At 43.8% G+C, this 22,640-nt stretch carries 24 protein-coding genes and 1 pseudogene; 4 read left to right on the top strand and 21 right to left on the bottom strand.

The features are described from left to right. Nucleotide 1 precedes the first annotated feature (1 nt). From rpmD to D9603_RS14395, 10 genes are all read right to left on the bottom strand, one after another. Nucleotides 2–181 carry a 50S ribosomal protein L30 gene (rpmD, locus tag D9603_RS14440; RefSeq protein WP_010378276.1) on the bottom strand — a complete coding sequence of 60 codons (180 nt, stop codon included), beginning with the start codon at nucleotides 179–181 and terminating at the stop codon, nucleotides 2–4. Between the two features lie 6 nt (nucleotides 182–187). Next, nucleotides 188–694: a 30S ribosomal protein S5 gene (rpsE, locus tag D9603_RS14435; RefSeq protein ID WP_125250659.1), complete on the bottom strand. Its 507-nt coding sequence runs from the start codon at nucleotides 692–694 to the stop codon at nucleotides 188–190. A 9-nt stretch (nucleotides 695–703) separates the two neighbouring features. Beyond that, nucleotides 704–1,054: a 50S ribosomal protein L18 gene (rplR, locus tag D9603_RS14430; RefSeq protein WP_010378271.1), complete on the bottom strand. Its 351-nt coding sequence runs from the start codon at nucleotides 1,052–1,054 to the stop codon at nucleotides 704–706. A gap of 9 nt (nucleotides 1,055–1,063) precedes the next feature. Beyond that, entirely contained in the window at nucleotides 1,064–1,594 is a 531-nt protein-coding gene (gene rplF, locus D9603_RS14425; protein WP_125250660.1) for a 50S ribosomal protein L6, read from the bottom strand. 13 nt (nucleotides 1,595–1,607) lie between these two features. Further along, nucleotides 1,608–2,000 (bottom strand): 30S ribosomal protein S8, encoded by a 393-nt coding sequence (gene rpsH, locus D9603_RS14420; RefSeq protein WP_125250661.1) that lies wholly within the window; start codon nucleotides 1,998–2,000, stop codon nucleotides 1,608–1,610. 20 nt (nucleotides 2,001–2,020) lie between these two features. Further along, the gene (gene rpsN, locus D9603_RS14415) at nucleotides 2,021–2,326 is read right to left on the bottom strand and encodes a 30S ribosomal protein S14 (protein ID WP_095728862.1); all 306 of its coding nucleotides are present in this window, start codon (nucleotides 2,324–2,326) and stop codon (nucleotides 2,021–2,023) included. Between the two features lie 10 nt (nucleotides 2,327–2,336). Then, a complete protein-coding gene (rplE, locus tag D9603_RS14410) occupies nucleotides 2,337–2,876 on the bottom strand; it encodes a 50S ribosomal protein L5 (RefSeq protein ID WP_010378262.1) in 540 nt (179 codons plus the stop codon). Between the two features lie 15 nt (nucleotides 2,877–2,891). Beyond that, entirely contained in the window at nucleotides 2,892–3,206 is a 315-nt protein-coding gene (rplX, locus tag D9603_RS14405) for a 50S ribosomal protein L24 (protein ID WP_023401269.1), read from the bottom strand. 10 nt (nucleotides 3,207–3,216) lie between these two features. Next, entirely contained in the window at nucleotides 3,217–3,585 is a 369-nt protein-coding gene (gene rplN, locus D9603_RS14400) for a 50S ribosomal protein L14 (protein WP_010378257.1), read from the bottom strand. Between the two features lie 392 nt (nucleotides 3,586–3,977). Then, nucleotides 3,978–4,817: a polysaccharide deacetylase family protein gene (locus tag D9603_RS14395; protein WP_128731844.1), complete on the bottom strand. Its 840-nt coding sequence runs from the start codon at nucleotides 4,815–4,817 to the stop codon at nucleotides 3,978–3,980. Between the two features lie 169 nt (nucleotides 4,818–4,986). On the opposite strand from D9603_RS14395, the gene D9603_RS14390 reads away from it, so the two are divergent. Further along, entirely contained in the window at nucleotides 4,987–7,539 is a 2,553-nt protein-coding gene (locus D9603_RS14390) for a serine/threonine-protein kinase (protein ID WP_128731843.1), read from the top strand. Between the two features lie 4 nt (nucleotides 7,540–7,543). On the opposite strand, the gene D9603_RS14385 is transcribed toward D9603_RS14390, so the two are convergent. The 3 genes from D9603_RS14385 to D9603_RS14375 all read right to left on the bottom strand — a co-directional run bounded on the left by D9603_RS14385 (nucleotide 7,544) and on the right by D9603_RS14375 (nucleotide 11,001). Beyond that, nucleotides 7,544–8,002, bottom strand: coding sequence for a hypothetical protein (locus D9603_RS14385; RefSeq protein ID WP_128731842.1), 459 nt, complete (start codon nucleotides 8,000–8,002; stop codon nucleotides 7,544–7,546). A gap of 117 nt (nucleotides 8,003–8,119) precedes the next feature. Continuing rightward, nucleotides 8,120–8,938, bottom strand: a complete 819-nt coding sequence (locus D9603_RS14380; protein WP_128731841.1) for a phytanoyl-CoA dioxygenase family protein — start codon at nucleotides 8,936–8,938, stop codon at nucleotides 8,120–8,122. Between the two features lie 119 nt (nucleotides 8,939–9,057). After that, on the bottom strand, nucleotides 9,058–11,001 hold the full coding sequence (locus tag D9603_RS14375) for an AsmA family protein (RefSeq protein WP_128731840.1): 1,944 nt from the start codon (nucleotides 10,999–11,001) through the stop codon (nucleotides 9,058–9,060). A 199-nt stretch (nucleotides 11,002–11,200) separates the two neighbouring features. On the opposite strand from D9603_RS14375, the gene D9603_RS14370 reads away from it, so the two are divergent. Both D9603_RS14370 and D9603_RS14365 read left to right on the top strand, forming a co-directional pair. Continuing rightward, nucleotides 11,201–12,367, top strand: a complete 1,167-nt coding sequence (locus D9603_RS14370) for a hypothetical protein (protein ID WP_170178650.1) — start codon at nucleotides 11,201–11,203, stop codon at nucleotides 12,365–12,367. A gap of 268 nt (nucleotides 12,368–12,635) precedes the next feature. Next, entirely contained in the window at nucleotides 12,636–13,307 is a 672-nt protein-coding gene (locus tag D9603_RS14365; RefSeq protein WP_128731839.1) for a TorF family putative porin, read from the top strand. A 141-nt stretch (nucleotides 13,308–13,448) separates the two neighbouring features. Here the strand turns inward: D9603_RS14365 and D9603_RS14360 are convergent, their stop codons facing one another. The 5 genes and pseudogenes from D9603_RS14360 to D9603_RS21965 all read right to left on the bottom strand — a co-directional run. Then, on the bottom strand, nucleotides 13,449–14,342 hold the full coding sequence (locus D9603_RS14360; RefSeq protein WP_128731838.1) for an aldo/keto reductase: 894 nt from the start codon (nucleotides 14,340–14,342) through the stop codon (nucleotides 13,449–13,451). Next, nucleotides 14,339–15,526, bottom strand: coding sequence for a formate-dependent phosphoribosylglycinamide formyltransferase (purT, locus tag D9603_RS14355; RefSeq protein ID WP_128731837.1), 1,188 nt, complete (start codon nucleotides 15,524–15,526; stop codon nucleotides 14,339–14,341). The genes D9603_RS14360 and purT overlap by 4 nt, the downstream gene beginning before the upstream one ends. Nucleotides 15,527–15,657: 131 nt before the next feature. Continuing rightward, entirely contained in the window at nucleotides 15,658–16,320 is a 663-nt protein-coding gene (locus D9603_RS14350) for a fumarylacetoacetate hydrolase family protein (RefSeq protein ID WP_128731836.1), read from the bottom strand. Between the two features lie 122 nt (nucleotides 16,321–16,442). Continuing rightward, the gene (locus tag D9603_RS14345; protein ID WP_128731835.1) at nucleotides 16,443–16,676 is read right to left on the bottom strand and encodes a hypothetical protein; all 234 of its coding nucleotides are present in this window, start codon (nucleotides 16,674–16,676) and stop codon (nucleotides 16,443–16,445) included. A gap of 217 nt (nucleotides 16,677–16,893) precedes the next feature. Continuing rightward, nucleotides 16,894–17,009 (bottom strand): annotated as a pseudogene (locus D9603_RS21965) (ABC transporter ATP-binding protein); the annotation flags it as partial. Between the two features lie 151 nt (nucleotides 17,010–17,160). Between D9603_RS21965 and D9603_RS14335 the strand changes: the two are divergent. Beyond that, the gene (locus D9603_RS14335) at nucleotides 17,161–17,838 is read left to right on the top strand and encodes a nitroreductase family protein (RefSeq protein WP_128731834.1); all 678 of its coding nucleotides are present in this window, start codon (nucleotides 17,161–17,163) and stop codon (nucleotides 17,836–17,838) included. 18 nt (nucleotides 17,839–17,856) lie between these two features. On the opposite strand, the gene D9603_RS14330 is transcribed toward D9603_RS14335, so the two are convergent. Genes D9603_RS14330 through D9603_RS14320 form a run of 3 tightly spaced genes read right to left on the bottom strand, consistent with a single transcriptional unit; the run spans nucleotide 17,857 to nucleotide 22,516 of the window. Next, nucleotides 17,857–18,900, bottom strand: a complete 1,044-nt coding sequence (locus tag D9603_RS14330) for an efflux RND transporter periplasmic adaptor subunit (RefSeq protein ID WP_128731833.1) — start codon at nucleotides 18,898–18,900, stop codon at nucleotides 17,857–17,859. Then, on the bottom strand, nucleotides 18,890–22,201 hold the full coding sequence (locus D9603_RS14325; RefSeq protein ID WP_128731832.1) for an efflux RND transporter permease subunit: 3,312 nt from the start codon (nucleotides 22,199–22,201) through the stop codon (nucleotides 18,890–18,892). Before D9603_RS14325 ends, D9603_RS14330 begins: the two co-directional genes overlap by 11 nt. Nucleotides 22,202–22,219: 18 nt before the next feature. Next, nucleotides 22,220–22,516, bottom strand: coding sequence for a metalloregulator ArsR/SmtB family transcription factor (locus tag D9603_RS14320; protein ID WP_128731831.1), 297 nt, complete (start codon nucleotides 22,514–22,516; stop codon nucleotides 22,220–22,222). Nucleotides 22,517–22,640 lie beyond the last annotated feature (124 nt).

Below are 22,640 nucleotides of genomic sequence, written 5' to 3'. Positions count from 1 at the left end.
ATTACCCCTCAACCTTAACCATGTAAGAAACTTGGTTGATCATACCGCGAACTGCTGGCGTATCTTCTAGCTCAACAGTGTGGTTGATACGACGTAAACCAAGGCCACGTAATGTAGCTTTATGCTTCGGTAAACGACCGATTGAGCTACGTACTTGAGTTACTTTTACTGTGTTTGCCATGGTGTCTTACCCCAAGATTTCGTCAACGCTAAGACCACGCTTCGCAGCAATACCTTCTGGAGAATTCATATTCTCAAGAGCTGCAATAGTTGCGCGAACGATGTTGATCGGGTTAGTTGAACCGTATGCTTTAGATAGTACGTTCTGTACGCCAGTTACTTCTAGTACTGCACGCATCGCACCACCTGCGATAATACCTGTACCTTCAGATGCAGGCTGCATGTAAACTTTAGAACCCGCGTGGCGACCCTTGATTGGGTGCTGTAGCGTGTTACCGTTTAGTTCAACAGTGATCATGTTGCGACGTGCTTTTTCCATTGCTTTTTGAATAGCAGCAGGAACTTCACGTGCTTTACCATAACCAAAACCTACTTTACCAGCGCCATCACCAACAACAGTTAGTGCAGTGAAGCTAAAGATACGACCACCTTTAACCACTTTAGACACACGGTTTACCGCGATTAGCTTTTCAGCCAACTCTGGCTGTGCTTGCTTTGCTTCTACGTTAGCCATTGTCTACTCCTAGAATTGCAGACCGGCTTCGCGCGCAGCATCAGCTAGCGCCTTCACACGGCCGTGATATTTAAAGCCACTGCGATCAAAAGCGATTTTTTCAACGCCTTTGTCAGCTACGCGCTCAGCGATTGCTTTACCAACTGCTTGAGCCGCTTCGATGTTGCCTGTGCCTTTAACTGTTTCAACAATTGCTTTTTCAACAGTAGAAGCAGCAGCCAGTACATTACCCTCAGCATTGATTACTTGAGCGTAAATGTGACGTGGCGTGCGGTGGATAACAAGACGTGTTGTGCCTTGTTCGATAATATTTCTACGAGTGCGCTTAGCACGACGTAGACGAGCTGTTTTCTTATCCATCGTCTTACCTTACTTCTTCTTAGCCTCTTTACGACGCACGTGCTCATCAGCATAACGTACACCTTTACCTTTATAAGGCTCTGGTTCACGGTATGAGCGGATGTTAGCAGCTGTTTGACCAACTAACTGCTTGTCTGCGCCTTTAACAACAATTTCAGTTTGGCTTGGAGCTTCGATAGTGATACCCGCTGGAATCTCGAAGTTCACTGGGTGAGAGAAGCCAAGAGTTAAGTCTAATACTTTACCCTTAACTGCCGCACGGTAACCAACACCTACTAGCTGTAGTTTCTTCTCATAACCATCGTTAACACCAACAATCATGTTGTTGATTAGCGCACGTGCAGTACCAGCTTGAGCCCAAGCATTAGCAACTTCACGTGGAGCTGTAGTGATAACGTTGTCGTTTAGTGAAACTTCAACCGCATCGTTGATTGTGCGAGTTAATTCACCGTTTTTGCCTTTAACTTTGATGTCCTGGCCGTTAACTGTAACTTCAACACCGGCAGGAACAGTAATAGGAGCCTTCGCTATACGAGACATAGTTCCCCTCCGATTAAGCTACAAAGCCAATGATTTCACCACCAACACCAGCGTTACGCGCAGCGCGGTCTGTCATCAGGCCTTTAGAAGTTGATACGATAGCGATACCTAGACCACCCATTACCTTTGGTAATTCGTCACGTTTCTTATAGATACGTAGACCAGGGCGGCTAACACGCTGGATGTTTTCGATTACAGCTTTGCCTTCGAAGTACTTAAGTTCGATAGTCAATTCTGCTTTTACGTCACCAGATACTGCGAAGTCAGTGATATAACCTTCGTCTTTAAGTACCTTAGCTACAGCTACTTTCAGCTTTGAAGTTGGCATTGAAACAGATACCTTCTTCGCAGACTGACCGTTACGGATACGTGTGAACAAATCCGCAATTGGATCTTGCAAGCTCATGTCTTACTCCCGTGATTCTATTACCAGCTAGCCTTTTTAAGGCCAGGAATTTCACCGCGCATCGCTGCTTCGCGAACTTTAATACGGCTTAAGCCGAACTTGCGAAGGTAACCATGAGGGCGGCCCGTGATGTTACAACGATTACGTTGACGTGAAGGGCTAGAATCGCGTGGTAAAGACTGTAGCTTTAACACTGCATCCCAACGCTCATCATCAGATGCGTTAACATCGCTGATGATAGCTTTTAACGCAGCACGCTTTTCAGCATACTGAGCAACTAATTTAGCACGTTTTACGTCACGCGCTTTCATTGAATTCTTTGCCATAACCCTACCCTTACTTTTTGAATGGGAAGTTGAACGCTTCTAACAACGCACGGCCTTCGTCATCGGTTTTCGCAGAAGTAGTGATTGTGATATCCATACCGCGTACACGGTCTACTTTATCATAATCAATTTCTGGGAAGATGATTTGTTCACGTACGCCCATAGAGTAGTTACCGCGACCGTCAAAAGACTTTGCGCTAACACCGCGGAAGTCACGAATACGTGGCATCGCGATAGAGACTAAACGCTCTAGGAAATCCCACATACGCTCGCCGCGTAGGGTTACTTTACAGCCAATTGGGTAACCTTCACGGATCTTAAAGCCAGCAACTGATTTGCGTGCTTTAGTCACTAGAGGCTTCTGACCAGAGATTGATTCTAGATCTGCTACTGCATTTTCTAGAATTTTCTTGTCAGCTAGGGCTTCGCCCACACCCATGTTTAGTGTGATCTTTTCGATCTGAGGGACTTGCATGACAGAGCTGTAACCGAACTTCTCTTGAAGCTCTTTTACCACTTTGTCTTTGTACACTTCATGCAGTTTCGCCATCGTCTACTCCAACTATTAAATAGTTTTACCGGTAGACTTGAAGAAACGGACTTTTTTACCGTCTTCAAATCTAAAACCTACACGATCCGCTTTGCCAGTTTCGGCATTGAAAATCGCTACGTTTGATACGTCGACTGACGCTTCTTTCTCAACAATACCGCCAGCTTGCTGTAGTTGTGGTACAGGCTTCTGGTGCTTCTTGATGATATTAACGCCTTCAACAAATACTCGGCCAGTTTCAGTAACAACTGAAAGCACTTTACCGCGCTTACCTTTGTCTTTACCGGCTAGTACGATTACTTCGTCATCACGACGGATTTTTGCTGCCATGATCGACTCCTTATAGTACTTCTGGTGCTAGTGAAACGATCTTCATGAACTTTTCAGTACGAAGTTCACGAGTCACAGGGCCGAAGATACGAGTACCAATAGGCTGTAAGTTATCATTTAAGATAACAGCCGCATTGCTATCGAAACGGATCAAAGAGCCGTCTGGACGACGTACGCCTTTTTTAGTACGCACAACTACTGCGTTTTTAACATCACCTTTCTTCACTTTGCCGCGAGGAATAGCTTCTTTAACAGAAACTTTAATGATGTCGCCAACCGCTGCGTAGCGACGGTGCGAACCACCAAGGACTTTTATACACTGCACTTTGCGAGCGCCGCTGTTATCAGCAACGTCCAGCTGAGTTTGCATTTGGATCATCTTAATGACCTCCGGTGTAGTTACAACTCGCCGAGATTTTGTTCAAAATCAAGGCATTTAGGTTAAATTCCGCTCAAAAAACTGTGATTATGTCTTTCAAGGGCGGGCAATTGTACCAGCAAAGTCCAATCAAAGATAGTTCAATTTTTAATTAATTTAATGCTTTAACGTGACGTACTGATTGTAATTTCAGTATGTGGTGACGAGTATTCGAGAATTCAACCACTTGCATAATTTTCAAACAAAACTCATACGTGGATTTTCGCCTGATCCACTCTTGCTGAGAATACCTCGCCGTAACTTGAACAGAAACACATAAGCTTTGAATAAGATAGTTCACTGGTTTTAAACAGAATGATTGCGAAGTAGAATGGAGTATGGGTAGCCATACTCTACTGCGCTCTTTTAGCTTTGATGTAGTCACCCACATTACTTACAGTGTCAAGCCAATAGCCGTTTTTCGGATCCTGTAGATAAGGGATGAGCGCTTCTAACATTTCTGAATCGACGGTATACATCCCCCCTTCTCCCACTTCATGCCCAGCTAAAATAATCCAACTATTGTTCGCTCTTAATTGCTCTAAATAGTTTTTAATAGTTGAAAAGCTAAGGCCGTCCATTCTAATCCCAGTCAATTGAGCAAAGTCTGTATAGGTAGGATGATTGGCGCTTTCATCAAGCCAGGTGCGGCCACTATCGAAGTGCCTTGCTATTATTGGCACATAGCTTTTTACATTTTCACCACGCCCGACAAAGGTATTACCGCAAGGATAAGCAAAGCTTCGCGGGGTTACGCCTAAGTGCTTTTCTATGTATTCGGTTGTATAAGTAATATCGCGTTCAATATATGCCAGATCAACTTGCTCCAGTCCTTGATTCTTCTCTCTCAGCCACGCAAAGTTCCCAGTGCACAAATGTTCGTTGGTATGATTACCTATTTCATGACCCTGCTTAACAGCCCCTTGCCACAACGACAGATTTTCCGCTATTTTTGATGGCATGACGTAAAATGTCCCTTTAACCTTATAGCGGTTTAGTAATGGTATCGCGACCGTGACTTGGCTCGTTCTTGCATCATCAAAGGTCAGACTAATGGCATTGCGAGCGCCCTTTGGGTACGTAAAAGTCACATCACTATCTGCAGCTTTACTCAGCGTACTATAAAGTAATGTACATATAGCCATCACCCCCCAACAACAGCGAGTGAGGGAAAGAGTGTATAGATTTGCCATATCTTTATCCTTAAAAGCTTGGTGTTTTATTACTCTATAAAAGTTGCACTCCCTAGCAAAGTGTTAAATTCTCAACTTATTTATTTACTATTTAGGTCGCCGCAAGTAGTACTAATTTGGCGATTTTAGCGATACACTACCTTTAATAACCAATAAGAAAGACTGTGCTGTGTTGAAGTTAGAAGAATACTATCAGGACGTGATTTTGCTCGCTGAAGGCGGTATGAGCAAAGTGTACCTTGCTACTGACAAAAAGCTCGGCCGCCGTGTAGCGGTCAAGGTATTGTCGCTCTCTCAGCATACACAAGCAGACGAGTTCAACGAGGCTCGCCTATTAGCGCGTTTTAACCACCCTAATATAGTACAAATATACGACGTTTTTGAGAGCAATGGCCACATGGCTTTAGAAATGGAGTATGTACAAGGCGCGACTTTACAGCATTATACAAAAACTCATGTTTTAACTACCGAGCAAAAAGTCGAGCTGCTTAGCCATATTGCCGACGGTCTCGCGTCAGCACATAGCCAAAATATTCTTCATTTGGACTTAAAACTGGGTAATATTCTGGTCAATGATCAGGGTGTAGCCAAGATCGCCGACTTCGGTATTTCACAATTAGAAGATAGCCAAACTTCTCGCCCCCACACCAGCTACGGCAGCCTCACCGCAATGTCACCAGAGCAACTTCGTAATGAAATGCTAGACAGCCGTAGTGATCTATTCTCGCTCGGACTTATTGCGTATCAATTACTGGCTGGACACCACCCTTATTGTGAACAAGCTGACGATGGCAGTGATAAGTCTATTGCTGAACAGATTAAATTCCAACCTTTAAAAACTAGCGCTAAACGTATTTTAGATATTCCCCCTGCGCTGGCACAGCTGATTGACCGCTTACTGCAATATGAGAAAAGCGCTCGCCCGAGTAGTGCCAATGAAGTGAGCCAACAGCTCAAGCAAATTTTACACACCTTTAGCTACGACAACAGCGAGGCAACATTATCCCTCGAAGAAATAGCACTACGAGATAGAGCTAAAGAGATAGCCAAAACACGTAAAAAGCGGCTAAGTGTTACAGCACTTTTCACCTTTTTAATGTGCTTAGTCGTTGGTGGATACTGGTATTGGCAAGAAACCAAACCCAAAGTTTATATTGCAGCGCTACCGGTAGAGTTTATTGGACAAAGTGATATACCAAATTCACACAAACAGATAGTAAAACAAACCGTTGAAGACGCCATCTATCAGTTTCTGATTGCCAGTAAAAACTATGAGCCAGTTTCAAAGAAAGAAGTAAAACAAACGCTTGCATCTTTAGGTAGAACCGCGAAACCTTCTGATATCTCTCAGTCTTTACAAATAGACAAGTTATTCATTCCGACAGGCGAGTGTAATAATTATAGCTGTACTATCCAACTTGAGTTGCTAGGGAAGTCAGGAAAAGTCGTTGAGTTTTCAGAACGGATTACCGTCATCAACACGCAAATTTCTGCAACGTTTATTTCTGTCTCACAAACGTTATCTAAAGCGCTCAATATCACTGATACTTCAGAGCGATTGATAGACGACAATTTTAATAAGGCATACTCAGCCTTGATAGAGCAATTGCACCAAGAAAACACAGTCGACATCAAATTAATTAGTCAACTTAGGGTGTTTATTCGGACATACCCTAAACACTATTCTCTTTACACTACTTATACCAAAGGTAGCCTCCGATTATACAATCGAACTCTAGATATTAAGATTATCAATGAATTAAAAGAAGTCTTAGATTCAAGCCCTCACGAATATAAAGAAACTTTGGACTACCTAGCAAATAGAACCTCGCTACTTCTGTTACTAAATAAGAAGGATGATATTGAGACACTGTTGAGCAGCTACCAAGGAGACAATAGTAACTCATACGAGTTGCTAAATCTAAAAGGGAGTATTTATCAGAAATTAGGAAAATATGAGCAAGCGAAAGCTTCATTCATCAAAGCATATCAGCTCAAACCTACTTTGATTGTGCTGAGAAACTTAGTGAAAATACATGCGATATCAGGAAGCTTTGCCGAAGCGCTTCATTTCGCAGATAAAGCATTATCAATCACTCAAAAAGATCATCAACTCATCAAGATCACAGCTGATATTTCATTAATTACGGGTAACCTGAGTAGAGCAATAGAGCTCTATCAGACACTTGTGAAATCTGATAGTAATAACGCAAACTATTTAACAAACTTGAGCACAGCCTTAAGTTTAATCAAAGAGCAAGACTTATCCTTGGATTATGCAACTCAGGCATATAGGATAAATGAACAAAGAGCTGATATTGTCCTCAACTATGCTGATGCCTTAGCGCTGGCTAACAACGATGCAGATCGAGCCTACATGAAGGTAATAGCGCTTTTAGATACCCCGAGTAAACCAATTGATAAATTAATAAAAGCGCAAGCTCTTGCACATTTAGGGTATAGCATTGAAGCACTCAAATTACTCCAACTCGTAAAGTCAGAAGCACCCGAGTTATATGAACTACCTTTTGTAAGCGCCCTAATCATGACCTTAATTGGGGATGAAAGCTCGGCGATAATTCAAATAGAAGCAAGTTTGGATTCAGGCTGGGCAGTACAGTTTTTTAACTTGAAGTGGTTTGATCCACTGTGTGGTATTGATGAGTTTCATAAATTGCTAGAAAAACACAATTATTCAGAGCGCTGTAGCGCTCTGAATTAGAGTTTTAGTTTGGCTCTGTATCTTCGATAACAATCGTTGGATCTTGTGAGAAATAACGTACGACACCATTTCCAGAATCCTTTTGAGCAACAAGTCTGAACTCAATACGAGAATTGTTATTTTCTACTAGTGTGACAACCTTCGCATCAGGATTAGCTGATAGCGCTTTGATATCACTTTCACTTAGTGTATTCGCAACGTTCAATGCTTCAATTGTAACTTCAACCGTATGCTTACCCTTTAATTTGCTTGTAAGGTTATAATTGAAATTGTCTTGCGCTTCGGTAAAGAAAGTACCATTTTCCGCAAAGCTCCAGTCATCTTCATCAGTAACAAGCTTATACTTTAGAGTGGCGCTTTTCCCCTTAGCTAATTGAATTTTAACTGGCTTATCATCACCTGAAAATATCCAGTTACCCTCGACTTTTGGGGTCACTACGAATTCATATTGGGGTGTACTCATTATTTTGTCCTTCGTTTGTTTGTAGAGCTATTCCCACTTATCTAAGCACATGAATAACATTAATGCTATTACAACCGGTTACAGCAGACAGATTTAAACGCATTTCGACGACAATCATCAACCAAAGTTAAAACCATAATCAGCTGGCTCAATCTGATAAAATGTACTGTAAAAATCTGGCTCCACCAAGTTGTGGCCTGCGCTCTCCCTCTCTCCTTTTTGCAATTTAGCGAGTAACGCTAAGCGCTTATCAAGCCACTGTGTTGAATAATTACTATTTTGCTGCAGGTGGGATATCGCTCTAAATTCAAAATACAGTGTTCTACGCATACTTTTAGTGTGCTGAATACCAGAACAATGCAAAGTGTTGACATGATGAATCAAAATATCGCCTGCTTTAACTGGCACATCAACTGGTGTTAGTTGTTGCTTCTCAAGCTTTTCCTTCAGCTCAAGGACACTCTCTTTTGCAAGGTGGGAGCCAGGTAATACCTGCAATGCCCCTTGCTGAGCCTGCGCATCATCCAAATAAATCCCCATGGTAATGATCCGCTCGTCAGCTCCCGCGTTCATGTCTCTATGCCACCCTATCTGATAAGGATCCGCGGGGTCTTTAATTAGTAAAGACTCATAAACTGGTGCTACAGGTTCGCCAATTATCTTTTCAGCCAGTCCTATCACACTCGGGTGTGCGAGCAGCTCAGCGTAAGCCGATTGAAATTTAAATAGGTCATTTATACGTGACACCACCAATCTCCCTTGATGGCGTGACGCTGAGATATGCTCTAGACACTTGTCTTCTTTGGCAAAGTTCTGAGCATCTTGTAACAGGGATGTAGTGATGGCTTGTAATGACTTGAATAACTGTGCTTCAAATGCAGCCTCTACTTTTATAAATCCATACTTATCAAATGTGTGTTGTAGCTGAGTTTCCATTTTAACTTTTAGTTCTTCTTGTTATGGCTATGTCGAATATAACGCAAAGGCCGCCACTGACAACCTTTGCAAGCTGCTTCATTGACTTCACGCAACTTACTCACCTGGGATGTTATCAGTTAGCCGCCGAACAACCCTTTAAGCTTATCCTTTATCTTGTCCTTTACCTTGTCTTTGGCTTTATCTTTAGCCGCTTCTTTTAAATCTAGGCTAGTATCCACTTTGTGGAATGGACCTTTGATCCGCACCGGAATTTTAAAACCGGTACTATCATCAGTACTCGCTTGCCCTTCAATGGTATCAACAATTCCAGTCACCACACGGTAATCGACCAAAGTTTGTGGTAAATCAACGGTACCCTTACCTGTCACCCGTAGTAAAGGACTTGCCAACGAGAAGTCATCATTTTGACCTACACCTTTGGTAAAGAAAAAGGTGCCAGTCATGGCTGAGAAGTCGGTTTTTTGATCTGGGTCGAAATTGGCATTGAGTCCTTGCGATACCGAAGAGAAATCGCCTTTGAGCATCTCTTTGCCCTTACGGATCATCTCAGCAAGGTTTGCGCCTTTCACCCCACCATCTTTGAACTCAAAACCTAATTTACCATCAAGAGCATTCACAAATTGCTTTTGACTGACACCTTGCGTGCTTAACGCCCAATTAAGACTTCCTTTACCCAATATTTTGTCAAAGCCGATAGCATCGGTCAGTAGTGGCTCAGCGTTAATCGCCGTTAATGTAAAGTCAGTATTGATGGCATAAGGTTTTGTTGCCGCGTTTACCTCAACCTTGCCTTTACCCTGACCTTCATAGGCTTGGAACTTATCTAAGCCGAGTGTCGCTTTACCTGAGTTAAGTACTAAGCTGATTTGGTTTTCGCCAAGCTTAATTTCTCTCGCACGTAGCCCTGTTGAGGTGATCTTCACATTCGCATTAAGACTATTAAGCGCTGATAAATCAATTACAGAGTCATCCCACACTATTGGCTGTGCTGGTGCCCCCTCAGGCTCAGGTTTCGTTTGTGGTTTTTCTACAGGCTCTGGCAAATAAGGGTTAAGATCTAACATGCCAAGGTCAACACTCGCGGTAATATCAGGCTTACCAGAGAGGGTGACTTTACTTTGACCTTTTATTACCAATTCGTCCACGGTCGCTTCTAAGGCGTTAAGAGTAAAAACTTGCCCTTGCATCCTCATTATGGCGTTTAGGCCAAAGTTGTTAAACGCATTTTCTTTGGCTTTTAGGTCAACGCCCTGCCACTCAGCTAGCGCTTTTACCGAGTCGCCAGACAAGGCTAACTGACCGCGAATGGTTTTACCTTGCTCTGCAATTTCACCTTTATAGTCAAGGTTGAACAGCGCTGATTTTATTTGTTGTTCAACATTAAAGGTTGCACCTTCGATCGCCTTTGCTGGATTGTCGAGTGTAGTAACAAGGTTAAAAATTTGACCTTGAAAAGTCAGCTTACCGTCGACTTCTAGTGGTTGGTAAAGTGACGATAGCATCACGCCAATGTCTAAATCAGTTACTTGATATTTAGCGCCTGTCACACCATCAAGATAAGTCACCGAGCCACCATAAATCGCCACTTCGCCAAGGCTAACATCTAAGCCCTCCGGTAACTGCATATTACCTTTAGAGCTGGTTTGTGCCGTTGGCGTGTTTTCTGCACTGGCGGGTAGCAACCGCCAGTTCGCGTTACCTTGTTTGTCAGTTTCGAGAATAATATTTGGATTACTGATCACAAAGCGCTCAAGCTTAGCTTCACCAGACAACGCACTTAACCATGGAATATGCACGACAAGTTGCTCCATGGCGAACATATCTGGGCGACTGCCCGTTGCCATGTTGGCAAATCGCACTTGGTTTAGCTCGATATGTAGAGTCGGGAAAATACCAATGTCAGAGTCGCCATCAATCGACAGCTTTCTACCTGTCACTGACTCTATCTGTGATGTTATCTGGCTGATAACGGCTTGTTTGGGGATTAAAAACGGAGCTGCGATAACAAGAATAATAATAAGCGCTATTATGACACCTACGATTTTAGCTAGCCGATTCATTGCCTTTCCTTCATAAATCTTGATTATTTTTATGATAACCCTTGTTATCGAATATACCATGAATAAAGGCAAATAATTTGTACTGAGCGATTGCAACCTCATCACTAATCGGTATGATCCTCGCCCTTGCCAGTTTTTATCGTCATTCGCTATATTTTACTGGTTAGCTTATTAATCAAACTTGGAGTATCTAACCCACATGAAGAAACTGCTCATATCACCGTCAAACATGGCCTTGGGCGAACAGGAAAGTCAGATTTATCAAAATATCCTTAAACAGGCCACAGAGATCAGCCTCAATCTGATGGCGGTTAAAGTGGAAAATCACCCTGAAGATTTTCTTGGTTGGTGCTATGAACTACTTGATGTGGCAAAAAACCGTATCAACTTTGATCTCTTGGATGACCATCAACTTCCTATCGTTAAAAAGCTACAAGATTTACTTATCTCAGCAATTAGCTTTTTACAGCTAAAAACTTTACGCATAGCACCTTGGCCTATGGTGACTGCATTTATTGCTGACCATAAAGAGATAGTTGCACTAGATGAACAACTAAAATTAATCGAATACCTAAAGCCAATGCGTAGCACACCACTGAAGGACATGATTAAAGAAGATCGCCTTGCCTTTAGTGGTAAACATGCTGCAAGTTTAGACACTAGCGTGTATCAATTTGACGTCGAGTGGTTTGCTTCCACCAAAAGTGCAAAAGGCTTTCACCAATTATTAGACGACCTTCCGGGTGCTTTTGATGACGCATTAGCTGCTATTCCTGCTGAAGGTGACGTAACGCTTGAGCACTATCAATCATTTATGGTGGGGTATTTAAGTGCCTTTTCTGGCAGCGAGGAAAAGCCAACGCTTGCACCAGCCACTCGCCTATTAGCAATGCGTCGCCCAGATGTGTTCACACCAATAACGCCCAGTAAACTTGACGCTTTGTGCCAAGCGCTTGGTATTGCGAAGCTAAACAATCGCGATTTTGAGCGTTATTGGACAGATATAGTCAGCACCATTAAAACGATGCCGTGGTACACCATGGCTGCACCAGCTGATAAATTTGAAACCCAATTAGCTGAGATTAAAGCCCTATTACCTTGTCTGTTTTATCACGCAGACAAAGACACAGCAACTAACTCCAACTACTTTAAGCTACTGCATAAGCCTAAACGCACCGGAAGCAGTGGTGGCAAAAAGACCGTACGCCGTGGTAAAGAGTCAGCAGAGGTACTGGTCGACCGCGCCCTTGCAGATGAGTCTATTCCAGAGCATATTCGCGCCAAACGTGACTCGATAGTCGCTGAAGTAGAAAAAGGTCGTAGTGTCGATGAAACCATCAGCCTTATGCGTACCATCTTTGGCTAACCTGCCAGCACTTCAATAACTCTCCCCTCAATACGCTGCTTGCATTATTAATGTGCAAGCAGCGACTTTTTGCACCAGCCCCGTGCAGTATTTATGCAGTCAATGCTTTTATGATCAGAGACCATGAAATAAAATTCCAATATTTTTAATAATATAGAATTAAATCTCCGTTACTTTCAGATGTTGGCCTTCCCTTTGCAGCCACTCTTTACAAAAAGTGTAATGACAACAATTAAATAAAAACTCTGCGCTCAATGGGGAAAACAGAATGACAAACAAACCTTTACTTATGCTACTCGGCGGATTAACTGCGTGCTTTTGTGTTTCAGCTCAAGCGGAAGTAACAGCAAATATTGCGGCCAGCTCAAATTATTACTGGCGTGGGATCACTCAAAGCGATGATGGCGCAGCGGTGTCTGGCGGCTTAGATTATAGCAGTGAGTCTGGGTTTTATGCTGGTACTTGGATTTCTAACATCGACTTTGGCGACGCTGCCAGTTATGAGATGGATCTGTACGCCGGTTACGCTGGTGAAATCAAAGGCATGAGTTTTGATTTCGGTTATATCCACTACGCCTACCCCGATGCCAGTGGAGATATTGATTTTGGCGAGATTTACGCCGCACTTGGCTGGCAATACTTTACTTTTAAACTCAGCCACCTAGCCACAGCACAAAGCGATTCAACCACAGAAGAAGACATGCTGTATGCCGAAGTGTCGGCCAGCTTCCCCATTTTTAAAGACAGTGAATTAACTTTACATATTGGTCGCTCCAGCGGAGACACCGTGCTTGAGTGGACAGGTGAAGAAGACGCTTATATGGATTACGGCGTGAGTTTATCTACGCAAGGCTTTACCTTTGGATTAGTAAAAACCGACTTAGACAGTAGCGATGATATTAAAGCTTACGTAAGTTATGGATTAGATTTTAACCTGTGATGACCAAAGGTGGGCGGTCTTGTGACAGCCGCACCACCTTATTTTTTACTTGCTGCAACACGTAGGGCCGAAAGGCCCTTTTTTGTGGCTGAATTTACAAGGTTGTCGCGTAAATTAGCTCCAATCCAAACACATGCTGCTTTATGGTACGCTATGCCCAGTAGACGCCGTCCAAATGCGATACCACTGCTCGCGACTCATGCTAAGTGACTGTGAAGTAAACGCGCTGGCAACTCGGGTGATATTTCCTGTTCCAAGCACAGTGGCAGGTTTCGATGGGTGCATGGCTAGCCATGCGTATACCACTTGATCAATTTCAGTGCTACCGATCTCTTCACCCACTTGCTGTAACACCGCACGGAGTCGTTTGGCTTTTTCGTCTTTGCTAGAGAATATTCTGCCTCCCGCTAGCGGCGACCACAGCATAGGGTTCATGCCTAGTTGCTGGCACTGATCAAGGGTGCCATCGTCAAGCGCTTTCATCTCAAAAGGTGAAAACTCAATTTGGTTGGTCACTAAAGCGAAATCGAGCCTCGATTGCAATAAGGCAAGCTGGCTGGGTGTAAAGTTCGAGACCCCAAAATGAAGTACATCGCCGTTTTGTTTAAGGGTATTAAACGCATCAGCAACTTCATCGGCATCCATTAGATAATCAGGGCGATGGATCAACAGCACATCTAACCTATCCGTGCCGAAGTGCTTTAGTGACTGCTGCGCTTGGGCAATGATATGCGCCTTGCTTGAATCATAATGGTTTGCCTTTCCCGCTAATCCCAAGCTCGGAAATGCGGGCTTAATGCCACATTTGGTGATGATCCGAATGTGCTCTCGAATGCTAGGCTCAAGCGCTAAGGCTTTACCAAACTCCGTCTCACACTGATACTCACCGTAAATATCAGCATGATCTGTATCACGTATTCCAAGCTCAATCGCTTGCTTTAAAAAGCGTAAATTTTCTTGCGGCGTAATTTGCCAGTCTAAAAGCCGCCAAAACCCCAATACTAATGGGTCAAGTACGCGGGTGTTTGAGTTCATAACGTAATTCCTACTTTTGCAACCACTTGCATGGCTTTCTCGACAGCACTGTCAGCCGAGTCTGAGCGTGCTAACGCCACACCCATTCTGCGCTTGCCACTCACCTCTGGTTTACCAAACAAACGAATATCCGTTAGTGGCTCTGCAAGCGCTTGTGCAAGATTGTTGAACTGTAATTGTGTTGACTGACCTTCGACAAGGATCACGCTAGATGCCGATGCTCCATGGAAGTGAATGGTGGGGATAGGCAAGCCTAAAATCGCGCGAGCATGCAGTGCAAACTCACTTAAGTCTTGCGAGATAAGCGTAACCATGCCGGTATCATGTGGCCTAGGTGACACTTCGCTGAAGTACACTTCATCACCCTTAATAAAGAGTTCAACGCCAAACAGACCCCGACCACCAAGTGCTTCCGTGACTTTTTCAGCCATGGCTTTACTGCGCTCTAGTGCCAACTCAGACATCTGCTGCGGCTGCCAACTTTGCTGGTAATCACCGTCTTGTTGCACATGTCCAATTGGTTCACAAAAACTCGTGCCATCGATATGGCGTACAGTTAGCAGTGTAATTTCATAGTCAAAATCAATAAAACCTTCCACAATCACTCTGCCCTGACCTGCACGCCCACCCTCTTGTGCGTAGTGCCAAGCGGCTTCCACATCTTCGGCGTTTCTAATCACGCTTTGCCCTTTACCTGACGAGCTCATGATAGGCTTAACTACACATGGCATGCCAATGCGTGCGACAGCGGCATTAAAGTCTGCCAAGGTATCAACAAATTGATAGGGTGAAGTGGCAAGCCCAAGCGTTTCAGCAGCAAGACGGCGGATCCCTTCGCGATTCATGGTCAGCTGAGTCGCTTTGGCGGTTGGCACCACCGTGTAACCCTCAGCCTCTAATTCCACCAGCTTATCCGTCGCAATGGCTTCAATTTCTGGCACGATATAATCAGGTTGCTCTTGTTCAATAATCGCTTTGAGCTTTTCACCATCCAACATAGACAAGGTATAGCTGCGATCTGCTACTTGCATCGCAGGCGCATTGTCGTAGCGGTCTAATACAATCACTTCAGCACCTAAGCGCTTAAATTCGATGACGACTTCCTTCCCTAACTCGCCACCACCGCAGAGTAATACTTTGCAAGCTGTTGCGGAAAAGGGCGTGCCCAGAGGTTTGATTTTCATGATGATTCCTTGGTTGGTTTGATACCTCCATGGTAACGACTTTTTGTCATGCAAAAAAGCCAAGAAGTAGGCATGCAATTAAAACGCCCTCTACATACCTACTTTATCAACAACAAAGTGCTTGCTGTTACTTACTTTACGGTGACGTTACCATGCCAAGCCGGGTATTGTTCAAGTTGTAGTTTCAACTTATCACCTGATGCTAGACTACCCACACCTTTGGGGGTGCCAGTGAGCACAATATCTCCTGGTTGCAACGTAAAGTAACGCGTGATTTCATTCATCAACTCGATGATCGGAAAAATCATTAAGCTAGAGTCGCCATGCTGTTTTAGCTCATCATTTTGCCAAAAGCGATACTCTACGCCCTCAGCAAAGGTGCTTTCATCGCAAGGAATAAATGGCGTGATTGGACAGCTATTATCATAGGCTTTTGCTCGCTCCCAAGGGTGCCCTTGTGCTTTTAATTCACTTTGTAGGTCTCGCAAAGTTAAATCAAGCGCAAGTCCCACTCCAGCAATGTGCTTTAGTGGCTCTGCTGTATTTGCATCAATTTGCGTACCAATCAACAGTGCGAGCTCTGCTTCATAATGATGCTCACCAAGCGCAGCGTTTAAGCATAAATCGCTATCAAATGTGACCAAGCTAGTAGCTGGTTTTATAAATAATAATGGGTTATCGGGGATTGGATTATCTAACTCTTTGGCATGTTCAACATAATTTCTGCCAATACAAACTACTTTACCCACAGGTAAATCCCATGGTACTAAATTATCGCGCTTATGCTGGTACATACTAACTCTCTCTGTGTGTTATACCAATTAGTCTTAATACTTGCTCAATTTGAAGGAGTAAATCACGGTATTGCTAGCCAATAAAAAGGCTTCCGAAGAAGCCTTTTCGACAGTATTAATAGCTACAGCGACTTGATATTATCAGCCGCTTTTTTATCAACCAGCTTTACAAACGGGTCAATCCCAGCAAACTTCGGTAAGTCCTTTACTGTTAGCTCAATTGTATTTGCACCGGATACAATCCTATGCTTTTGTAAATACAATAACGCATTACCTCTTTGAATTATATCTAGATCTGCGAAAAACAAAGCGATACCTATTTGTTGGTCAAACGGAATTTTTTCTTCATTAAACACCACATGCCATCGCTGTTTTATCTATGGCACCAAGGTTGCTGCCTAGTTATCTTAGTCGGCTCTTTAATATTCTCCCTGCGTCTTTTGACCAAAATAAATGATTAAGTGCTGACAAAATCATCATAAAATCAGCAGACACTGCTTCAAATCCTTTAGGGCTCATGGTGAGAATACGCAGGGCAGTATTTGTCCGGTAAATAGTGTGTCGCGATCACCTACCAGCGCTATTAGGGCAAAGTAAACCAAACATACCTTTTGGGATCGAGAGTTCTACACCTCGCAAGGCATGAACACCATTGTCATAGGTTTAGAGAGTCCTGATATTTCAAGCATTTTTATTTCCTTTATGGATTTTTATTATTGCCCTTTTTATAACATTCACCTACGTTAGTAACAATTAACACAAACATATCAATTGCAAATAAAAGTAAACACTGAAACACTAGGTCACACCCTTATTTTACAAATCCCAAGGAAAACTAACATGCAAGATCATGCCAACTACCCACTGACGGATTTTATCGAATACCCTCATGATGAGATGCTAAGTCGTGCTGAGGCCTTCTTGGAACACAGTAAAAGACGTCATAGTATCCGCGCTTTTAGCGACCGCTCAGTACCTCAAGAAATTATTGAAACCTGTATAAGAGCAGCAGGTACGGCACCAAGCGGTGCAAACCACCAGCCATGGCACTTTGTAGCAATTGGCAGCAAAGAAAAAAAACAACAGATCCGAGCCGCTGCAGAAGAGTTAGAGCGCTCTTTTTATCAAGGCCGTGCTGATGATGAATGGCTAGATGCGCTAAAGCCGCTAGGGACCGATGCACAAAAACCCTACCTTGAGCATGCACCTTGGTTAATTGCGATTTTTAGCCAGAAAAAAGGCGGGATCCACGCTGAAGATAAAAATACCAATTATTACGTGCACGAGTCAGTAGGTATTGCCACTGGGTTTCTGATCCAAGCGCTTCATAATGCAGGATTGGCAACACTGACACATACGCCAAAACCAATGAGCTTTTTAACAGAGTTATGTGGTAGGGACAAAGATAATGAGCGCCCCTACATGTTACTTATTGCAGGCTATCCGAGTGATGAAGCCACTGTCCCTGAACATGCTACAGTTAAAAAGTCACTTGAAGAAATAGCCACTTTCATCTAAACGATATCCAACTAGCTGTTAATATACGGCTAGTTGATCGCCCTCATTGAGCCCTGTGATCACAATCGTCTTGTTGCTGCGCTCTTCACCTAAACGTATATAACGTTTATATCGCTGGCCATTTTCAACCACCTCTACCATCGCCAACTGACCATGTTTACTGATCATCTTAGTGGGAATTTGAATAGCAGAGCGTTCACCAAGTACTAACTCCACTACGGCATACATACCCGGCACAACGCTACGCATCAGTGGCATATCAAGTTTAATGACAAAACTGCGCGCTTGACTGTCGGCAACTGGAACCATTTCCGACACCCTTGCCATTTGCGTCACCTCTAATGCAGGAATACGTACTTTAATTTCGCTGCCTAGCTGAATGTGTTTAACTTGCGCTTCTCGAATGGACGCTTCGATTTGCAATTGCAGTGGATTAAACAAAGAAACAATAGTACTGCCAGGGCTCACCGTACTACCTGGCTCCTGTAAACGCTCAACCACTTTACCGGAGATAGGTGCAATTATCTGTGTATACCCTAGCGCGACTTGCGCACTGCGAAGGGCCTCTTGTAATGCTCGGCCCTGTGCTTGCAGCTCATCGACACTGGCTTGCCATTCATCGACTTGATTAATCGCAATCAACCCTTTTTCATTTAGAGATTTGCTTCGTGCTAATTGCTTTTTGGCTTGCACAAGCTTTGCCGAGTTAGCCGCTTGCTGCGCCGCTACACGCTGTAATTCCGCTTTAAGCTCTGCATCATCTAATGTCGCAATTAACTGCCCCGCAACCACCTTATCACCAGCCCTGACACTGAGCGTTTTTAACTCGGCCAATAGGCGGCTCGATACTAGCGTATTTTCTTTTGCAACCACACTGGCTGGCACTTGCTCTATTATTGCAACCGAAGATGCTTGTACCGTATAGCGCTTACCTTGATACTGCGGTTGCTGCACTTTTTCCCCTGGGGCTAGCTTTTCCTGAAAACCACCAGCAAGCCACACCACCATAAGCAGCAAGGCAGCAATAGCAATGACAGGAACAATAATTTGATTACGAGACATGTGATGACTCCTGAGCTGATGAACCCGTGAGGGATTGAGCTGCTGCTGGTACATCTTTGAATACTAAGTAATACACAATTGGCACAACCAACAGCGAAAATAATGTTGAAGCAATGATGCCGAAAATAATTGCAAGTGCTAGCCCACTGAATACGGGGTCTAAAATAATCACTAAATTACCTAATAAGGTCGTCCCTGCGGTGAGTAACACAGGTCGCATCCTAACTGTGCCAGCTGTAATTAAGGCATCAATGAGTGTCATACCTGCCGAACGAGATTGATTAATAAACTCCACTAAGATAAGAGAGTTTCGAACTACAATACCAGCCAAGGCAATCATGCCAATCATGGCGGTTGCAGTGAATAGCACAGGCTCTGGAGCATCAGCAATCACACGCTCTCCAAACTGATTGAGCAACCAAAAGCCAGGCATGATCCCTATCATGGTAAGCGGAATGGCAGACATAATAATCAATGACAAGCGACTGGATACGGTTTGTATACGTAAAATCATAAATATTGCTGTAAGTGCAAATACAAACGCAATGCCCATATCCCTAAACACATCAATGGTAATCCGCCACTCCCCTTCTCCTTTAAAGGTATAACTAGTGCCTTCAGGCATCGACCAACTGATACCACCGCCACTTTGTAAAAAGTTACGTGATGACCATTGGCTTTGAGGCAGCTGCTGGTTTTCGTCCGCAACGACATCAGCAATAACTTCTGCAGGTGTGCGGCCGTTGAGCTCAGCAAACACATAAATTACTTCTCGAAGATCTTTACGCATTATTACAGGAGCAGTATCTACAGAGGTTAGCTCGCCCAGTTCCGCGATTGCAACCAGTGGCCGTGCAGCTTGCGCTAAGCCGTATTCGTATTCTTGTGCGCTTTTAGCTAAGTCTTGGCGGCCACGAACCTGCATAGCCAATAAGTTTTGCCATTGATTACGTTGACTGTAGTTAACCCCCAGCTCAATGGGCACCGTTGCGGCTTCATATTCGGTATAAAGAAACCCTGCTTGTATTGTGCCGCTGGCTATGGCCAAAGACTGATTCACATCCGCTGTGGCAATGCCAGACAGTGCTGCTTTTTGCTTATCTACAACAAAACGTTTAAATACGGTGGGTGTTGCCATAGATGTGTCCACCTCTACCACATGAGGTTCTTGCTTTAGCCTTTTGGCGACTTGTTGAGCAGCCGCCTCATGGGTGGCACGAGACACAAATGGCTGGGCATATACTTCGGCAACAAGCGTGCTCAAAACAGGTGGCCCAGGTGGCACCTCAACAACTTTCACTTGAGTTAACCCCTGATTAAACTGCTGTAGTTTATCCCGCAGCCGCATTACCACAGCATGAGATTGGTGCGCCCGCGCTTCTTTATCTACCAAAAGTACACGCAGTTCAGCAAGGTGGGTACCATATCTGCGATAGTAGCCGCGCACCATGCCATTAAAGTCCATGCTTGATGGTTTACCAACAAACGCTGCAATGTCCGTTACTTCCACTTCAGACCAGACAACTCCCTGAATTTTTTTAGCCATCAAAGCCGTTTGTTCAAGGCTGGTGCCTTCAGGCATATCAATTAACACTTGAATTTCACTTTTATTGTCAAGTGGCAGCAGCTTGAGCGGCACAACTCGAAATATCGGTAAGCTGATACTCGCAATAAACAGCCCAAGTACAATCCAAAGTACCCATTTGGCTCTAGTGGGGTGCTTTAGCAATGGCAACATCACTTTGCCATATAAAGAGGCTTGCGGGGCAACCGTTTGTGGTATTGATTTGGCTTGTAGTAACTTCTTAGATAACCACGGGGTCACTAAAAAGGCTACCAAAGTTGACGCCATTACGCTTATCGGCACATTAAATGCCATCGGTGCCATATAAGGTCCCATCATGCCAGTAATAAATGCAAGTGGAATAAATGCCATAATAATGGTCAAAGTAGACATCACTAGTGGCGATTTGATTTCTACCATGGCAGCAACAATATACTTATCTTTATCTTGTCCAGCCCCACGGTGAATAAACCGATTTATATTATCAATCCCAGTGATTGGGTCGTCGACTAACAAGCCCAAAGAAAGAATTAACGCAAACAACGTGACACGGTTAATGGTATAGCCAAACGCCAAGTCTAGCCCGAGAGTGATGCCATAGCAGATAGGCACCGCTAACCCCACAACAATCGCTGAACGCCAGCCAAGGAAGATGCCAACAAATACCACCACAGTAAACACTGAAAAGGCCAAGCTTGAAGTTAGGTTATTCACTTTATCATTGGCTGTTTTGCCATAATTACGCAGTACTCTGACGCTCACTTCAGCAGGTAACAGCTGCTTCTGTAACTGATTGATAAGTTCCAGGCTTTGCTCAGCAACAGTCACAGCATTACTGCCTTTTTGTTTTGCAACACCAATAGTAACAAGTGGTGCGTTCATACCGAGGGTACTGCTTGCAAGCCACTGATAGCTTTCAGGCTCATTTGGCCCGTCGCGCACCGCTGCCACATCTTTTAAGACAATCCCACGGCCATTAATCACGTTAACGGTAAGATTTTCAAGCGCAGATTTGCCGCGGAGCACATCGCCAGATTCAAAGGTATAGGTATGCTTTCCTGCACTTACTTGCCCAACCCGCTCAACTTGGTTACTTGCTTGGATTGCTCTTAGTACATCCATTGGCGTAGTGTGATGTGCAGGCAATGCCGCCAAGTCTAACTCGACACGTAATGCCCTTGTGCGCCCAGTAATTACGGTGACTTCACTGGTATCAGCAATAGTCTGCAACTGGATGGATAGCTCTTGTGCAAAACGCGTCAGTTCATAGTCACCATACAGAGTAGGGTTAGTACTATACAAACCCAACATGAGAATTGGCACATCATCCACTTCAATCGGACGGATCTGCCACTGCTTAACAATGCCGGGCATGGTGTGCTGATTGGCATTCAGTTTTGTGTAGGTATTTAAAATTGCCCGCTCTCTGTCCTCTCCAACATGAAACCTTAATGTGACAACCGCGACTCCGGTTTGCGTTGTGGAATATACGTGTTCTACACCGGGAATTTGTAATAGTAGTTTTTCCAGCGGTGTCGTCACCAAACGTGCGACTTCCGGAGATGCAGTATTAGGGACTTCGACATGAATATCTAGCATCGGTACAACAATTTGTGGCTCTTCTTCTCTTGATGTCATCTGCAATGCAAATAGACCAAGGAAAATAGAACACAAAAAAATAAGCGTAGGCAGGTATCCTTGTAGGCTTTGCTTAATCGCGCTATCTAGCTTTTGCATAACCCGTGCTCCGAATCATCAGTTGGCACAAAAAAGCTGATACAGGCTTTCTAGCATTACCGCCACTTTAGGATCAGATACCTGATAATAGATGGTGGCACCGTCACGGCGAGTTGATACAATTTCAGCTTTTCGCAAACTAGCTAAGTGCTGAGATAAAGCAGACTGCGTAAGCGGCACCGTCTCATTAAGCTGACTAACACTTAACTCCTGTTTTTGCAGTGAACACAAAATCATCAAGCGGTTTTTATTTGCCATTAATTTGAGTAACGACTCCGCCTGTTCGGCATTTTGTGCCATTTGCTGAAGATCCATGCTGACTCCCTAATAATAAATTTGCACAAAGTATAGACACAAATATTAGCAATGTCTAATATTAGAGCAACCTAATGTACTGTAATTTCATTATGACCTTACACCAATTTGCTTAATTAAGTGG

The organism is Pseudoalteromonas sp. PS5 (genome assembly GCF_004103255.1).
GTDB classification, from domain to species: Bacteria; Pseudomonadota; Gammaproteobacteria; order Enterobacterales; family Alteromonadaceae; genus Pseudoalteromonas; species Pseudoalteromonas peptidolytica.
Note: the sequence above shows the minus strand (reverse complement) of the source record. Positions and strands in the feature narration are given on the sequence as shown.

What these genes read in the sequence shown, in the direction of transcription:
- rpmD (WP_010378276.1), bottom strand. Translation starts at nt 181, where the DNA reads ATGGCAAACACAGTAAAAGTAACTCAAGTACGTAGCTCAATCGGTCGT.
- rpsE (WP_125250659.1), bottom strand. Translation starts at nt 694, where the DNA reads ATGGCTAACGTAGAAGCAAAGCAAGCACAGCCAGAGTTGGCTGAAAAG.
- rplR (WP_010378271.1), bottom strand. Translation starts at nt 1,054, where the DNA reads ATGGATAAGAAAACAGCTCGTCTACGTCGTGCTAAGCGCACTCGTAGA.
- rplF (WP_125250660.1), bottom strand. Translation starts at nt 1,594, where the DNA reads ATGTCTCGTATAGCGAAGGCTCCTATTACTGTTCCTGCCGGTGTTGAA.
- rpsH (WP_125250661.1), bottom strand. Translation starts at nt 2,000, where the DNA reads ATGAGCTTGCAAGATCCAATTGCGGATTTGTTCACACGTATCCGTAAC.
- rpsN (WP_095728862.1), bottom strand. Translation starts at nt 2,326, where the DNA reads ATGGCAAAGAATTCAATGAAAGCGCGTGACGTAAAACGTGCTAAATTA.
- rplE (WP_010378262.1), bottom strand. Translation starts at nt 2,876, where the DNA reads ATGGCGAAACTGCATGAAGTGTACAAAGACAAAGTGGTAAAAGAGCTT.
- rplX (WP_023401269.1), bottom strand. Translation starts at nt 3,206, where the DNA reads ATGGCAGCAAAAATCCGTCGTGATGACGAAGTAATCGTACTAGCCGGT.
- rplN (WP_010378257.1), bottom strand. Translation starts at nt 3,585, where the DNA reads ATGATCCAAATGCAAACTCAGCTGGACGTTGCTGATAACAGCGGCGCT.
- D9603_RS14395 (WP_128731844.1), bottom strand. Translation starts at nt 4,817, where the DNA reads ATGGCAAATCTATACACTCTTTCCCTCACTCGCTGTTGTTGGGGGGTG.
- D9603_RS14385 (WP_128731842.1), bottom strand. Translation starts at nt 8,002, where the DNA reads ATGAGTACACCCCAATATGAATTCGTAGTGACCCCAAAAGTCGAGGGT.
- D9603_RS14380 (WP_128731841.1), bottom strand. Translation starts at nt 8,938, where the DNA reads ATGGAAACTCAGCTACAACACACATTTGATAAGTATGGATTTATAAAA.
- D9603_RS14375 (WP_128731840.1), bottom strand. Translation starts at nt 11,001, where the DNA reads ATGAATCGGCTAGCTAAAATCGTAGGTGTCATAATAGCGCTTATTATT.
- D9603_RS14370 (WP_170178650.1), top strand. Translation starts at nt 11,201, where the DNA reads ATGAAGAAACTGCTCATATCACCGTCAAACATGGCCTTGGGCGAACAG.
- D9603_RS14365 (WP_128731839.1), top strand. Translation starts at nt 12,636, where the DNA reads ATGACAAACAAACCTTTACTTATGCTACTCGGCGGATTAACTGCGTGC.
- D9603_RS14360 (WP_128731838.1), bottom strand. Translation starts at nt 14,342, where the DNA reads ATGAACTCAAACACCCGCGTACTTGACCCATTAGTATTGGGGTTTTGG.
- purT (WP_128731837.1), bottom strand. Translation starts at nt 15,526, where the DNA reads ATGAAAATCAAACCTCTGGGCACGCCCTTTTCCGCAACAGCTTGCAAA.
- D9603_RS14350 (WP_128731836.1), bottom strand. Translation starts at nt 16,320, where the DNA reads ATGTACCAGCATAAGCGCGATAATTTAGTACCATGGGATTTACCTGTG.
- D9603_RS14335 (WP_128731834.1), top strand. Translation starts at nt 17,161, where the DNA reads ATGCAAGATCATGCCAACTACCCACTGACGGATTTTATCGAATACCCT.
- D9603_RS14330 (WP_128731833.1), bottom strand. Translation starts at nt 18,900, where the DNA reads ATGTCTCGTAATCAAATTATTGTTCCTGTCATTGCTATTGCTGCCTTG.
- D9603_RS14325 (WP_128731832.1), bottom strand. Translation starts at nt 22,201, where the DNA reads ATGCAAAAGCTAGATAGCGCGATTAAGCAAAGCCTACAAGGATACCTG.
- D9603_RS14320 (WP_128731831.1), bottom strand. Translation starts at nt 22,516, where the DNA reads ATGGATCTTCAGCAAATGGCACAAAATGCCGAACAGGCGGAGTCGTTA.